15 protein-coding genes and 1 pseudogene are annotated in these 14,446 nt (G+C 39.5%); 6 read left to right on the plus strand and 10 right to left on the minus strand.

The window, feature by feature from the left end; genetic code table 11:
• The first annotated feature begins 48 nt into the window (after positions 1 to 48).
• Positions 49 to 714, plus strand: coding sequence for a histidine phosphatase family protein (locus tag PPA04_RS05195; RefSeq protein WP_057784237.1), 666 nt, complete (start codon positions 49 to 51; stop codon positions 712 to 714).
• An 18-nt stretch (positions 715 to 732) separates the two neighbouring features.
• The gene (locus PPA04_RS05200; RefSeq protein WP_057784239.1) at positions 733 to 2,367 is read left to right on the plus strand and encodes an APC family permease; all 1,635 of its coding nucleotides are present in this window, start codon (positions 733 to 735) and stop codon (positions 2,365 to 2,367) included.
• 56 nt (positions 2,368 to 2,423) lie between these two features.
• Here PPA04_RS05200 and PPA04_RS05205 read toward each other — a convergent pair whose 3' ends face one another.
• From PPA04_RS05205 to PPA04_RS05215, 3 genes are all read right to left on the minus strand, one after another.
• On the minus strand, positions 2,424 to 3,767 hold the full coding sequence (locus PPA04_RS05205) for a PFL family protein (RefSeq protein ID WP_057784242.1): 1,344 nt from the start codon (positions 3,765 to 3,767) through the stop codon (positions 2,424 to 2,426).
• Positions 3,768 to 3,782: 15 nt separating this feature from the next.
• Positions 3,783 to 4,052, minus strand: a complete 270-nt coding sequence (locus PPA04_RS05210) for an ACT domain-containing protein (protein ID WP_057784244.1) — start codon at positions 4,050 to 4,052, stop codon at positions 3,783 to 3,785.
• 76 nt (positions 4,053 to 4,128) lie between these two features.
• A complete protein-coding gene (locus PPA04_RS05215) occupies positions 4,129 to 4,476 on the minus strand; it encodes a MerR family transcriptional regulator (protein ID WP_057784246.1) in 348 nt (115 codons plus the stop codon).
• A 73-nt stretch (positions 4,477 to 4,549) separates the two neighbouring features.
• Here PPA04_RS05215 and PPA04_RS05220 point away from each other — a divergent pair, with 73 nt between their 5' ends.
• Entirely contained in the window at positions 4,550 to 5,122 is a 573-nt protein-coding gene (locus PPA04_RS05220) for a histidine phosphatase family protein (protein WP_198145825.1), read from the plus strand.
• A 58-nt stretch (positions 5,123 to 5,180) separates the two neighbouring features.
• On the opposite strand, the gene PPA04_RS05225 is transcribed toward PPA04_RS05220, so the two are convergent.
• From PPA04_RS05225 to PPA04_RS05245, 5 genes are all read right to left on the minus strand, one after another.
• Complete coding sequence (locus tag PPA04_RS05225) at positions 5,181 to 6,221, minus strand: zinc-dependent alcohol dehydrogenase family protein (protein ID WP_057784249.1); 1,041 nt, start codon at positions 6,219 to 6,221, stop codon at positions 5,181 to 5,183.
• A 434-nt stretch (positions 6,222 to 6,655) separates the two neighbouring features.
• Complete coding sequence (locus tag PPA04_RS09805) at positions 6,656 to 7,066, minus strand: ATP-binding cassette domain-containing protein (protein WP_147206739.1); 411 nt, start codon at positions 7,064 to 7,066, stop codon at positions 6,656 to 6,658.
• Positions 7,067 to 7,110: 44 nt separating this feature from the next.
• A complete protein-coding gene (locus tag PPA04_RS09810) occupies positions 7,111 to 8,346 on the minus strand; it encodes an ATP-binding cassette domain-containing protein (protein WP_186806958.1) in 1,236 nt (411 codons plus the stop codon).
• 106 nt (positions 8,347 to 8,452) lie between these two features.
• The gene (locus PPA04_RS05240; protein ID WP_147206741.1) at positions 8,453 to 9,016 is read right to left on the minus strand and encodes a hypothetical protein; all 564 of its coding nucleotides are present in this window, start codon (positions 9,014 to 9,016) and stop codon (positions 8,453 to 8,455) included.
• Positions 9,017 to 9,300: 284 nt separating this feature from the next.
• Positions 9,301 to 10,104, minus strand: a complete 804-nt coding sequence (locus PPA04_RS05245) for a Cof-type HAD-IIB family hydrolase (protein ID WP_057784265.1) — start codon at positions 10,102 to 10,104, stop codon at positions 9,301 to 9,303.
• A gap of 159 nt (positions 10,105 to 10,263) precedes the next feature.
• Here PPA04_RS05245 and PPA04_RS05250 point away from each other — a divergent pair, with 159 nt between their 5' ends.
• The 3 genes and pseudogenes from PPA04_RS05250 to PPA04_RS09565 all read left to right on the plus strand — a co-directional run bounded on the left by PPA04_RS05250 (position 10,264) and on the right by PPA04_RS09565 (position 12,131).
• Positions 10,264 to 11,145 (plus strand): aldose 1-epimerase family protein, encoded by an 882-nt coding sequence (locus PPA04_RS05250; protein ID WP_057784255.1) that lies wholly within the window; start codon positions 10,264 to 10,266, stop codon positions 11,143 to 11,145.
• Positions 11,146 to 11,319: 174 nt separating this feature from the next.
• Positions 11,320 to 11,883, plus strand: a pseudogene (locus tag PPA04_RS05255) (histidine phosphatase family protein); the annotation flags it as partial.
• 80 nt (positions 11,884 to 11,963) lie between these two features.
• On the plus strand, positions 11,964 to 12,131 hold the full coding sequence (locus tag PPA04_RS09565) for a hypothetical protein (protein ID WP_186806960.1): 168 nt from the start codon (positions 11,964 to 11,966) through the stop codon (positions 12,129 to 12,131).
• A 200-nt stretch (positions 12,132 to 12,331) separates the two neighbouring features.
• Here the strand turns inward: PPA04_RS09565 and PPA04_RS05260 are convergent, their stop codons facing one another.
• Positions 12,332 to 13,744 carry a DHA2 family efflux MFS transporter permease subunit gene (locus tag PPA04_RS05260; RefSeq protein WP_057784259.1) on the minus strand — a complete coding sequence of 471 codons (1,413 nt, stop codon included), beginning with the start codon at positions 13,742 to 13,744 and terminating at the stop codon, positions 12,332 to 12,334.
• A 3-nt stretch (positions 13,745 to 13,747) separates the two neighbouring features.
• Positions 13,748 to 14,206 (minus strand): MarR family winged helix-turn-helix transcriptional regulator, encoded by a 459-nt coding sequence (locus PPA04_RS05265; RefSeq protein ID WP_057784260.1) that lies wholly within the window; start codon positions 14,204 to 14,206, stop codon positions 13,748 to 13,750.
• Between the last annotated feature and the right edge of the window lie 240 nt (positions 14,207 to 14,446).

Below are 14,446 nucleotides of genomic sequence, written 5' to 3' on the forward strand. Positions count from 1 at the left end.
GCCTGTGATACAATAGCTTTCGGACATAAACGAGAAAGGAGAATAGATATGAAAACAGTCGAAGTTTATTTTGTGCGTCATGGTCAAACTTTTTTCAACCGGTATAACCGGATGCAAGGTTGGTCTGATTCGCCATTAACTGAACAAGGTTGGCAGGATGCTAAAGTAACAGGTCAGCGTTTGGCAAACATTCCATTCACTGCTGCTTACTCGAGCGACACCACGCGAGCATTTAACACCGCCAACACAATTGTCCATAGTAATAAATCTCCCGGACTCACTGTAAAACAATTACCAGAGTTTCGAGAAGAATTCTATGGTTATTTTGAAGGCGCTGATTCTGCGCAAACGTGGTTCCAAGTTCTGAAACCAATTAGCAAGGCCCGCAACTTTCACGATTTTTTGATGAATCACGATATTAGTGAATCTAAAAATGCTGTGAAAGCTGCCGATCCCTTCCACGACGCTGAGGATAATCAAGATTTTTGGAAACGATTGGATAAGGGCTTTAATTATTTAAAGACTCACAGTCAGGATCAAGATAAGATTTTGGTCGTCTCTCATGGCACAACCATTCGCAGCATTGTGGCTCGCTATGCACCAGACATGGATATTACAACCAGTCCCAGCAACGGTAGCGTCACAAAATTAACCATTAAGGATTCTCAAATTTCTGTTGATTATTTTAATCAGATAGAAAAAATAATTAATTAAAAATAGGAGAATTTAAAAATGAAAAACTCGCCCCTAGACACAAATAAGCACTTCATCAGCTGGCCAGTGGTGGCCCTGATGGATTTCGTGACCGTTATCGGTTTCGATGATTTAATTTACAACTTCCATAATCAAGGTTTGGCAATCGTCACAACTTGGATTATCATGTTACTTCTGTTCGTTTGGCCTTACGAAATGATGGTTGGCCAGCTGGGTTCCGCCTTTCAAAACGAAGGCGGTGGCTTATCTTCATGGATTCGCTCCACGAATGGTGATCTTGCCGGCTACATGGTCGCCTTTCTCTACTGGATTGCCGGTTTACCTTACGTAGTCGATGTTGCCAACTCTGTGGTGGTTTCCATCAGTTGGTTAGTCAAAGGCAACGGTGATTTAAACAAGTACATGTCAACATTTATGTTTGCCATTTTCACTGCAATTATTTTCCTTGGCTTCATCTGGTTCCAGCATTTATTCAAAAATAAGTCCTTGGAAATTATGAGTACTATCGGTGGTGGTGCAATGTTTGTCATGACAATCTTGTTCGTCTTGATGACGGTTGGCGCTTTGATTCATGGCCGTCATATCGAAACCCAGCCCTTCAATTTAGGCGCCTTTATCCCTAAAATTAATGGTCATTTTCTTTCCACGTTTGGCTTATTGATTTTTGCCATTAACGGTGCTGAATTGGCAGGACCTTACGTCAAACAAATGAAACACGGTAATCGTGATTTTCCAAAGGCCATGATGATGTTGTTGATTATGACTGGGTTCCTCACCGTGTTTGGATCCTTCTCATTAGGTGTCTTCTTCAATGCCCATCATTTACCCTATGATTTGAAGATGAATGGCTCTTACTACGCCTTCCAAGCCCTTGGAAAACAATTTGGCATGGGCAACGTTTTGATGTACATCTTTGCGGTGGCACAATTTATTTATATGTGTGCTCAGTTAGCCGTAATTTTGGACGCTAGCACACGAATCTTTATTTCTAATGTTTCCAAGAAATACTTGCCAAAACGCATTACGAAACTCAACGATGACGGCCTACCAATCAATGGTTACTGGTTGACCACTGCTATCGTTTCACTAGTTTTGTTCTTGAGTAACTGGCTTCCAAGTATCAACGACATGTTCAACTGGTTATTAAATATTAACGGAATTGTTTCGCCATTTGTCACAAGTTTTGTATTCTATGCCTTCATGCGCATTCGTGCTAAAAGTAAGGATTATCCTTCAGAATACCGCTTTATCAAAAACGATAAATTTGCTTGGTTAGTGGGTCTCTGGTGTTTAATTATCACCTTGGTCTTCTCCGTAATGGGAATTCGACCAACCGATGCCACTCCCGGAACTGTTTTATATACAAAAGAATTAACGTTAAACATTGTGATTCCAATTATCTTTATTGCCCTTTCAGCCGTTTTGCCTTACATGGCTAAAATTGGCCGTGAACACCTTGCTAAACAAGCTTGGTTGTCCACACCTTTGGCTTTGATCGTGTTTGTCATCATTGGCTTTTTCTTAGCCCAACATTTGACCAACGCCGGCATCGCCATTTCAATCCTTTGCTGGGCACTAAACGTGGTTTTGTTTATCATTGTTTATCAAATCGTGTTCAAACTAATTACCCGTAATCATTCAGTGAACGATTAAAGCTATTTGTTTATAACGCAAAAAGACACCTTTAAGGGTGTCTTTTTTTGCGTACGCTAGTTTTTAAATGAATGAATTGGTGCTGGAATATGACCTCCACGTGCAATGAAATCTGCAGATGAAGCCGTATTAACTGGCATTACTGGTGAATTACCAAGCAAACCGCCAAACTCCACGTTGTCACTAACTTTGGCACCGACTGCAGGAATTACCCGAACTGCCGTAGTTTTATTATTAATCATACCAATTGCAGCTTCATCTGCAATCATGGCAGCAATCGTCGAAGCTGGCGTGTCACCTGGAATGGCAATCATGTCCAAGCCTACTGAACAAACGGCTGTCATTGCTTCTAGTTTTTCTAAATTCAACGCACCACTGGTAGCTGCGGCGATCATCCCTTCATCTTCGGACACGGGGATAAAGGCTCCAGACAATCCACCAACTTGATTACAAGCCATGACGCCACCTTTTTTTACAGCATCATTTAACATTGCTAACGCAGCGGTAGTGCCGTGAGTTCCAACGGTTTCCACCCCAATTTCTTCCAAAATTCGGGCAACAGAATCACCGACTTTTGGTGTTGGTGCCAATGATAAATCAACAATGCCAAACGGTACACCTAGTCGATCTGAAGCGATGTGCCCAACTAATTGGCCGACACGCGTAATTTTAAAGGCGGTCTTTTTGATTGTTTCTGCCACCACGTCAAAAGGTTCTCCTTTGACTTTTTCCAATGCTCGTTTGACCACTCCTGGTCCGCTAACTCCCACATTGATCACCACATCTGCTTCACCAACGCCGTGAAAAGCCCCCGCCATAAAGGGATTATCTTCAACTGCATTCGCGAACACGACTAATTTGGCTGGCGCTAAAGGCGACAACGCTGCAGCAGCTTTGACCGCCTCTCCCATATCTCGAACCGCATCCATGTTGATACCAGATTTGCTAGACCCGACATTAACCGAGCCACAGACAAATTCCGTTTTTCTTAAAGCTTCCGGAATGGAGTGGATTAAAATTTCGTCTCCTTTTTGATAGCCCTTTTGAACTAAAGCTGAAAATCCGCCAATAAAGTTAGCGCCAACTTTTTTAGCCGCCCGATCAAGAGCTTGAGCAAATGGTATGTAGTTTGTTGCATTGGTGGCCGCACCAATAATACTGATTGGTGTGACCGCAATACGTTTGTGAATAATGGGCACACCATATTCAGCTTCAATTTCGTTGGCAACTGAAACTAAATTGGCAGCTTTTGTGGTAATTTTTTTGTAAATTTTGTTGCAGGCCTGTTCAATATCCGGATCAATACAATCCAATAAAGAGATGCCCATCGTAATCGTCCGAATATCCAAGTTTTCTTCGTCGATCATTCGTGTTGTTTCAAGTATTTGGTTAGTTTCCAAATTACGGCACCTCCATTAAATTTTGTACATTGCGTCGAAAATTTCTTCACGTTGAATCCGAATCTGCACACCTAATTGTTGACCCAATTTACTTAACTGGTTACGAACCGATTCAAAATCCATCTTTGTCGCCGGCAACTCACATACCAGCATCATCGTAAAATTTCCTTCCATGATAGTTTGACTCATATCAACAATATTAAACTTTAATTCTGCCAAAGCTTGGCTAACACCCGCCACAATTCCAACTCTATCTTGTCCAACCACGGTTAATACTGCACGCATAAAAAGGCCACCTTTTATATTTGATATGATTTATTTTAATTGATTAGTTGCCAAATTGACATTTTTATAAATAGCGTTACATCAAAGCTTTAACGTCTTCAATTTTAATTTTTAAATGCTTCATCGACTGCTTTAATTGCTTTACTTTTTCTTCAGATTGAACCAATTGATCTTGGAGAATAGTTAATCTTTCGGCTACTGTTGCATCCCCCTGCTGATAAATTGCCAAAAAATGTTTAATCTGGCCCAGGGTCATCCCACATGCCTTCACGCATAAAATAAAATCAATGCGATCAAGATCAGTCGCTTCAAATTCACGAATGCCGTTCACACGTTTGACAGGTCCTAACAGCCCTTCACGTTCATAATAGCGAATCGTGGTTGTCGAAATATTAAATTGCTGTGCCACTGCATCAATTTTCAATTTTTTCACCTCTTGACTTGAAGTATACTTCAAGTAGTAGAATTTACAATAACGAAAACAATTGGGGAGGATAATGATGATGAAAACTTTGTACTTGGTCAGGCATGGTGAAACTTTATTCAATATCCAAAATAAAATTCAAGGTTGGTGTGATTCACCTTTAACTGAAAATGGTGTGGCGCAGGCCAAAAAACTAGGTGATTTTTTTAAAAATATTTCCTTAGATCATGCTTATAGTTCCACTTCAGAACGGTGCTGTGATACGACCGAACTTATTTTGCAAAATCGGCTTGGGTATCAGCGCGTGAAAGCTCTCAAAGAACAGAACTATGGCGTTTTTGAAGGTGAACCAGAATATTTGAGCCCTAAAGCGCCAAAAGATTTTGAAACCTTTTTCCTTCCCTATGGCGGTGAATCTTCAAATGAAGTTGGTCAGCGCATGCTGAAGTGTCTCACCAAAATTATGGCTAAGCCAGACAATAACCAAGTATTAGCTGTGTCGCATAGCGGGGCGTGTTTCAACTTCCTACGTATGCTACAAGATCCAACTGAAGAACTTGCAAAGGGCTTCCCAAATGGTGCAATCTTTGTTTACCATTTTGACCAAGGCAAGTTTCAATTGGCTAAGGTTATTCGCGAATTTTAAAACAAACGCAAAAAAAATCATCCCTACTCTCACAATGAGAATAAGGATGATTTTTCATTTAACCTTCGCTAATAACCAATAAAGACTTGATTGCAGTCCGTTTGTCCATTGCTTCATAAGCATCTTGAATATGGTCTAAATCAAAGCGCTTTGTAAACACTTTGCCAGGATTAATCTTGCCGCTTAAAACAGCATCCAACAAAATATTTTTATCATCTGTTGTGACAGAGGCAATCCCACCACGTAAACCAATGTTACGCCAGAACAGATTGTTCGTATTCATTTCAGCTTTTTGAGGGACACCAACCCGGCCAACAACAGCTCCCGGGCGGCCAACCTTAACGGCTGTATCAACTGATTGTTCTGTACCCACGCACTCAAGAACGGCGTCAGCACCACTGCCAGTTAATTCCATTACCTTTTTGACAGCTTCATCACCACGTTCTGGGATGATGTCGGTTGCACCAAATTCACGCGCTAATTTTTGACGATCCTCATGACGGCTCATCGCAATAATGCGTTTTGCCCCGCGCAGCTTAGCGGAAATTACGCCACATAAACCAACCGCACCATCGCCCATGACGACTACTGTGTCGCCTTCCTTAACTTCGGCACTGGCAGCGGCATGATAACCAGTTGCCATGACATCAGCCAAAGTTAAAAGTGAGTTTAATTGTTCATCTGAATAATCAGCAGGTTTGCCAGGAATTTTAACTAATCCCCAGTTGGCATTGGTGTAACGTAAATATTCGCCTTGATAGCCGCCATTACCACCAGCTTCTTGATTCAAACAGTCCCCATCAAATCCAGCTAAACATGCGGCACAATGACCACAACCATGGGTAAATGGTACAACTACGAAATCGCCGGCTTTAATATCAGAAACATCTGCGCCAACTTCTTCAACTACCCCAATGGCTTCATGACCAACTAAAGAATTAGCTTCCCATTTGGAAATACCACGGTACCACCATAAATCAGAACCACAAACACAAGCGCGGACAATTTTAATTAAGGCATCGGATGGCTTTTCAATTTTTGGTTTATCAACCTCATGAACTTCCATTTTGCCAGGTTCCATAAATACTGCTGCTTTCAAAGAATCCATCTCCTAAATATTTTTTTAATTATTACTCAACATCATAAGCATAAACCTTGGAGTGCACTTCAAGGCAAGTTAATTTTATTTTTTTTCTTTGCTTTAAATCAAGAACTTGGTCAAAACCTCCGTGAATCAGGAAAACATCTCATGATTTCAGAAAAATCTTATAAAAGTAACTATTTTTTCGTTTCAAGAAAATGATTAAATAGAATTTCAATATCAAAGCCACCGTGATTGAAAAATTGAAAAAAATAAACAAATAGAAGAGCACAATATACTCTTCTATACATCACATAATTCACTTTATAAAAATAAAAAATCAATACGTGTTCTTAATAAAATTACTTGTGAACCACGGGCCACTTGCTATTTTTTCTCACACCAGTATTTTAACCTATATTATCTATTACCATTTTTTCACCGCTATTAAATTAATCTTTCTGAAACGATTTGGCTTGTAAGTTATATAAGTCAGCATAATACTTATTTTCTTCCATTAGCTCACTATGTGGTGCAAACCCAACAATTTTTCCGTTTTTCAATACTAATACTTTATCTGCTAATTTCACTGCCGACATTCGATGAGTTATAAAAAAAACAGTTTTATTTTCTGTCATTTTAATAAAGCTTTTATAAATTTCGAACTCACTACGCGGATCTAGCGAAGCAGTCGGCTCATCTAAAATTAGAATATTTGAATTTGCCATAAAAGCTCGTGAAATTGCTACTTTTTGCCACTGGCCACCTGACAGATCAATCCCACCATCAAATTGTTTTCCTAACATAGTGTTTAAATTCAATTTTTTATTAACATATGCTTCAAAGAAACCACCATTTTTCATTGCGTTAACAATTTTTTGCTTATCATCAACTAGTTCAGGATTCCCTAACCCAATAGACTGACCAATTGGTAAATAAAATTTTGAATAGTCTTGAAAAACTGCACCAATTTTTTTCTATATGCGCTAATATTTAATTTAGTAATGACCATATTATTTAAAGTGATTTTGCCTTGCTGCGGATCATAAAAACGCATAAGCAATTTCACTAAAGTTGATTTTCCAGACCCGTTTTCTCCAACAATCGCAATTCTTTCTCCGCCATGAACATTAAAAGAAACATCCTTCAGGGCATCGATTCTTTGTCCAGGATAGCGAAACGAGACTCCCTCATAAGTGATCGTTTGCACCTCATCAGGAAATGGCAACTTACCAGAATAGTCACTAGCTTCTTTGACATGCATAAAGTCAAAGTACTTTTGCATATATAAAAGCGTGTCATACAATAGACTTGAATTTTCAATGAATGCATAAACACTACTTGAAGTTGCTGTTAATGTCGACACAAAAATCAAAAAGCCACCCGCGGATACTTGTCCTCGCCGAATAACCGTAACCATCCAAATCAAACTGGCAATACTCAAAATCACACTAATGGCCAAAAAAGCGAGTGAAATCCACATTTGCTTCATTTGAACTTTTTTCATCTTAGCATGCATGCCCTTGTAAACTGATTTATAAGCATTAATGAAAAAATCAAACATTCCAAATAGCCGGACCTCTTTGGCATCTTTATTCGTTAGTAATGCCTCACTATAGTACTGAATTTTACGAGCATCGGGGCTACGGGTCACCATCGTTTCAAAAGAGTCTTGTTGAATATGATAGCTGACTAAACTTTGCGGAATTATTGCTAAAAGTAAGATGATCGCAATCCAAAAATTGTATCTAGCAAGCAGAGCCATCATCGAAATAACGGTAATCAATTCACGTAACATGCTGATGCCAAAAACAATCAAGTTAACTGGACGCCAAGAGGCCTCTGAACTAACCAATTGAAGATTGTCATAGAAATCTGCATTTTCAAATAAATTTAATCCATTAATTGATTTTGATTTCTGCATGAGCTGCATGTTAACAAAAGCAATTAATTTATCAGTTAAAATGCCTTGTAGCGAAGTATTGATTGGAATTGCTACTGAAGAAATGAAAAAGATTATACCCCACCAAATAACAAGACTACCAGACACCCCGCCATGCAATAATTCATCCAGCATCAGTTGTGCGATTTTAATCAAGACCGCAGGCGCCAACGCTTGTATGGGAACTAAAAAGAGTAGCACAGAACTGCTACCCCTAGAAGATTTCCAAAATAAACTAAAACTACGAACATACAATGAAATATAATTTTTAAAATTAGTCAGAGCTTTCAAATAACCGCCTCCCATCCTATTTCCAATTAACAGGTGACACCCACTCACTATACAGGGAGTCAATCTCTTCATCATTTAATGCTGCTCTAGAAACTACTTGATATTTTTCCCTCATTACCAAATTATTATTAAATCGAAGATCCAATTTAGTGAAAGGTGCTACACTCGTAATCTGAAACTCTCTACCTTGTTCGTCATACTCCATAATTTCGAAAGGATCGTTTAACGCGTAATAATGATCCGTCACTGGATCAATATTCTCAGTTAATGAAACTGTGTGGGAAGTAATATAGCAGCTAGTACGGTACTTACCTCCATCCACGATTGTATCTGCCCTTAGAGTATCCATGTAAACTTTTCCATAGAAAATTGGTACTTCTCCTTCAATTGTTTGTTGAATTGAAAAGGTCGTATTTGTTTCCAAACGATAAATGATACCCCTATGTGAACGTATTTCCATATGTCCATTATCAGTTCTAATTTCATGATTTAGCCCAATAAGTGTTCCAGCCGTCATATTTGAACTATCTCCAGAAGTTGCTAAGGACTCGATACTATCGTCAGACGCATATGTAGCCACAAAGCTACAGCTCTTCGGTAAATTGGATTGCTTTTCCAATTGATACTCATGCGCGTCAAATATCTACTTCTTTTCGCTTAAAAATACATCCATACAAAAACTTCCCCAAAAGTTTGATTCCAATTAAGATCTAATTTTTTTAATCTTAGTTAAATCTTATTGTAATCAAATTTTAATTGAAGTCAACACTTTTAATGAAAAATTTTGGTTTTCTTTGAGTTAGTTTCAACACCTTTACTACGAAGGCCGTTGATGGCTTTAAAATGTATCTGACAAAATTTAAATTACTCTTCCTTTGCAAAATAGCTTGTCAAAAAATCTGCTACGCCATCATGATTGTTATCCAAATCGGTTTCTCGGTTAGCCGTTCGTTTGGCTTCAGCAGTCCCATTTGCCATCGCCACGCCAACTCCAGCACTGGCGAGCATTTCCAAATCATTTTGGGCATCCCCAAAAGTCATCAAATTATCACGTGTCCAGCCAAAATGTTTCAACAATACATCTAATGCCGACCCCTTATCAATCCCCGGTTTTAAGAATTCCAAAATCATGGGTTGAGAACGGACAATATGAAATTCTTTCGTTAGTTGTTCCGGCATATTTGCCACAATCTGGTCCAAAACGCCAGGATCCGTGCAAATTACTGCCTTACTATAGGAAGCATCTGGCATTTTTGCAAACGGGATGTGCAAGAAATGCATGTTTCCTCCTAACCGCTTTTCATAACCTGATAAAGGCAAATCATTAATTGGATACACGCCGTTAAAATCTAGAATATCTAATGGATACTGATGCGCAGCACAAAATTCGTGCAAATGCGCAAAATGATCCCGTTTCATGCCATCGGCCATCAATGGCTTCTTATCCACATTGTGAATAACTAGGGAGCCGTTGAAATTAACGGAATAATCATTTTCATCCATTAACCCCAGTTGCGTCAGCCAATCCCAAATGGCGTTAATTGGCCGTCCAGTACACAGCACAATTGCTTTCCCCTGTTTGTGCAATTGCTTCAAAGCTTTGGTATTTGTTTCACTAATTTTCTTCTCTGAATTCAGTAAGGTGTTGTCCAAATCCAGTGCAATCATCTTAATCAATCTAAACTACCTCCTGCTTTCATTGCCAACGGACATGACCTTTCGAAAGTTTGTTAAAGTTCTAAGATTTCGTTTTAGAAAGCCTTTACATTATCCGCCAACTGTTCCATCATATACCTGTACCCAATAATTTGAAAAGAGGCAACATGAATGATTACGATTAAAAACAACAAATTAGAAGTTGAAATAGACCAACTTGGTGCTCAAGTGACTCACGTGGTGGACGTCAAAGGTAATTTTGATTACATCTGGAATGGTAAAGCTTGGAAACGCCACGCACCAATTTTGTTCCCCTCAATTGGGCGATCAAACGATGATCACTACGTTGTGGATGGTCAAACTTATCCAATGCCTCAACATGGTTTTGCGCGTGATTTACAATGGGAAAATGTTCGTAAAGCCGACGACCAAGTGTTACTTCAATTAAAATCTAGTCCCAAAACAAAGGAATACTACCCATTTGATTTCATTTTACAGGTGGACTACAAATTAGTTGGTAACCAATTATTAACAAAATACAGCGTCACCAATAATGACAAACAAACGATGCCTTATGCACTTGGCTCCCATCCGGGTCTCAATATTCCAATTGACGACGATGGTGTGTTTGAAGACTACACTTTGACATTTGGGCCACATCCAAAGGAAATTCAACAGTTAGGCATTAACCCCGCTCCATTCCGGGATGGCACAAAAGCCCCATTCAAGGCAGTGGATAGCGATGGTGTTTTGAAATTAGATCACAGTACGTTTGACGATGGGTTAATTATTTTGGATGCCAAAAAGATTGAAACGGTCACTGTCCGTTCTGACCAAACCGCGCATGAGATCAAATTAAATGTGAAACATTTCCCATACATCACACTTTGGACTATGGAAAATGCGACCGAACCTTACCTTTGCATCGAACCATTTGCAGGTCTCCCTGATCAAGCAAGTGATACCCCAACAGATTGGGCTAACAAGAAGGGCAATAACTTCGCCGAACCTGGCGAAACTCAGTCCTTTGAATATGGAATTGAATTTTCATAATCCGCTTTTTACAAACTAAACATGTTAAAATGGGAACAGTGCGATTGATGCGCTGTTCTTTTTATCTTAATTAATCATATAGGGAGTGTTCTCATCAAAAAATTTACTGTTTACCTCATTCGCCATGGCGAAACTTATTTAAATAAATTCGATCGTATGTAAGGCTGGGCTGATGCTCCCCTGACCCCCAAAGGCATTCAAGATGCGCATATGGCCGCTAAAAAAGTGCAAAATGTTCACTTTGATCAAGCTTTTTCCAGTGATCTCACTCGAGCTGTTCATACGGCCAACATCATTTTGAAGGATACGCACAACGATTCGTTGGATGTGACCCAACTCGCAAACATTCGAGAAGCCTTATTTGGCTACTTTGAAGGCGCCAATGGTCCCGAAACTTGGGATACCATTTGTCGCCCACTGGGATATACCGGCATTGATGATTTCTTGAGCAAACATACCTTTTACGAAGCACGAGATGCCATGCATGCCGCTGATCCGTTTAAAGATGCTGAAGATGCAGAAACCTTTAAAAAGCGAATTTTGACTGGGATTGATCAATTAGCCGAAAAAGCTAATGACGGTGAAAATTTATTGGTCGTTTCGCATATGGATGCCATTCGCAGTCTAATTCAATTGCTGAATCCCCAAATTGATGTTCATTTACCAATCAAAAATGGGAGTCTCAACATCTTGAATTTTACAGATAATCAGGCTGAGGTTGTGGCTTACGACAAGTAGGTCGAACTCCTTTGGGCAAGATGTTTTGCTTCTGTTTCCACTCGTGAGACAATAAAGAAAATTGGAAAGCAGGTGGCAAAATGGCTGAAGAACAGCAAACCGACATGCCCGCATGTTTAATCGAACCTACGGGTAAAGCCAAAGTGGAACAAGACAAACTAAGTCGTATTCATGACGAGTTGGTAAACCGCCAACTTGCAGAATTAGGGATTGCCCCACGAAAGTTATCCGTTAAAAAATCATCATAAGCTTGAAAAATGAGGGCAGGCAAAAAACTATGTTTTTTGCCTGCCCTCTGTATATTTCTTCAAATATTATTTCTAAAATGTTGGAAAAAAGGCAAATTCTTCCGCTTAGCTACGACTAACGAATGATCCAAAGTACGGATCATTCGTTAGTCTAGGCTATGCTCAGAATCTAACCGCCTTTTTGCCCACTCTCCTCATTTTTAATTAGCATTTTTTTGCTTAATCGCCGTATTCACAGCATACAATAACACCAGAATGGCGATTCCCATCAGAATTGTCAAGACTAACAAAGCGTTGCGTGATCCCACAGCCGTTAAATCAGCCTGTGATCCGCCCTTACCTAACTGGCTAGCACCAATTATTGTGGAAACAATTGACGTTCCAACTGCACCCGCAAACTGCTGAATCGTGTTCAAAATGGCATTGCCATCCGTTTGCTGCTCGTTTTTTAAGGTGGACAACCCATTCGTCATGATATTGCCAAAAATCGAACCAACCCCAAACATGTAGATGACATAAATTGCTAAAATGAGGCTATCTTTTATGTTTAAAGCTAAAACTGTAAATAACACCAGGCAAATAAAAACAATTGAGCTACCAAGCATCAATGGTTTTTTCGCGCCAAAATGGTCATAAATTCGACCACTAATTGGTGACATGACTGCGCCTAAAGCAGCACCCGGTAAAACCACTAATCCGGCAATGGTAGATGTTGCCCCATTTACTAATTGCATATAGTTGGGCAAAATAAATGACATTCCCAAAGAAATTAGCTGTAAAGCAAAAAACACAAACACATGGGCTGCAAAAGACGCGTTTCCTAACACACGCAAATCAATGACAGGCTGGTCAATGTGCAAACTGCGATAGACCAAACCAACTAAGCCGGCCAAGCCAATGATAATGGCACCGGCGACTGGCAAACTCATAAAACTCATCCCACCCATATTACTGAATCCAAGAATCAACCCAATAAATGTCATGGCAATCAACAAAATACTGACCGGATCAAATTTCATAGCTTGCGTTGGCCGTTTTTGTTCAATCGTTTTGATCCCTGTTGCTAGCGAAATTAACAGTAGTGGCACTAAGATGATGAACACAAATCGCCAGCCTAAACTCGCAACTACCACCCCACCAAATGTAGGTCCAATTGCAGGCGCAACAGCAGTGATTAAAGTTCCAATACCCATCATCATGCCAATTTTGCTGGTCGGAACTTGATCAATAATAATATTAAACATCAAGGGTAAGGCTATTCCGGTCCCGCAACCTTGTATAATCCTTCCAAGTAATAGGATCGGAAAAATTGGCGCTACCGCATCCATTATTAGGCCAAGCAAGAACAATAGATTAGCTACAATAAACAAAGATTTGGTTTTAAAACGGGTTTTTAAAGCTGACGAGAGCGGTACAATGATTGCCACAGTCAATAAGTATCCCGTTGTCAACCATTGAACCGTACTTGTGGTAATATCAAATTCTTTCATCAAAGTTGGAAAGGTAATGTTCATAGCGGTTTCGACAATCACGCCACTAAAAGACATCAGCCCAGTAGCAATGACCGCGGCAATCACCTGAGGCCGAATTCGTTGATTAGTTTCATTAGTCATATTTTATTTCTCGTGGTCCTTTCCATAATTCTTACCAGCTTCATCGACGGTTAAAAATTGCAAAATCTTTGTAAAATTTTCAAGTTCTTCAGCAGTAAAATTAGCTTCCAAACTAGCTCGTTGAACCTTCATATAGTTTCGATTAATTTGGACAAAGGGTTGTGCCTTTGCTGTTAATTGAATTTGCTTTTGCCGGGCATCATCTTTTGCAACTAGTCGTAAAATTAGTTCCTTTTTTTCCATCCGTTGTAATAAGGTTGTCGCACTGGAACGGCGAATGGCAAATTCATTTTCAATATCGCGTTGAAGACACGTTTGGTTAGGATACTTTCCTAGAAAATCAATAATGGACATCTGGACACCGGTCAACTCATACTCTGCGGCAAACGTGTCGATATGCCGGCTCATGACGTTACTTGCATGTTTAATCAGGCGTCCATACATAGATAAATCCTGTTTCATCAGTTTCATCTCCTCAGCTTCCGTTAGCAGGCTAACGTTCTACATTATAGAACTTTTTTTAACGATTATGCAAGGACAAGTTAAATGAAAGCACAAAAAACTGCAAGTACATTGCATCATTAAAAATGTACTTGCAGTTTTTTACCTTGTGACTAAAGGTTGAAAGCATCAAAGTTATTATATCAGTGTGTTGATTGCAAAGATTAGACTTAGTCTGGAAGCAAATGGGCTCAGTAGTGT

It is taken from the genome of Pediococcus parvulus, from assembly GCF_007990205.1.
Classification (GTDB): domain Bacteria; phylum Bacillota; class Bacilli; order Lactobacillales; family Lactobacillaceae; genus Pediococcus; species Pediococcus parvulus.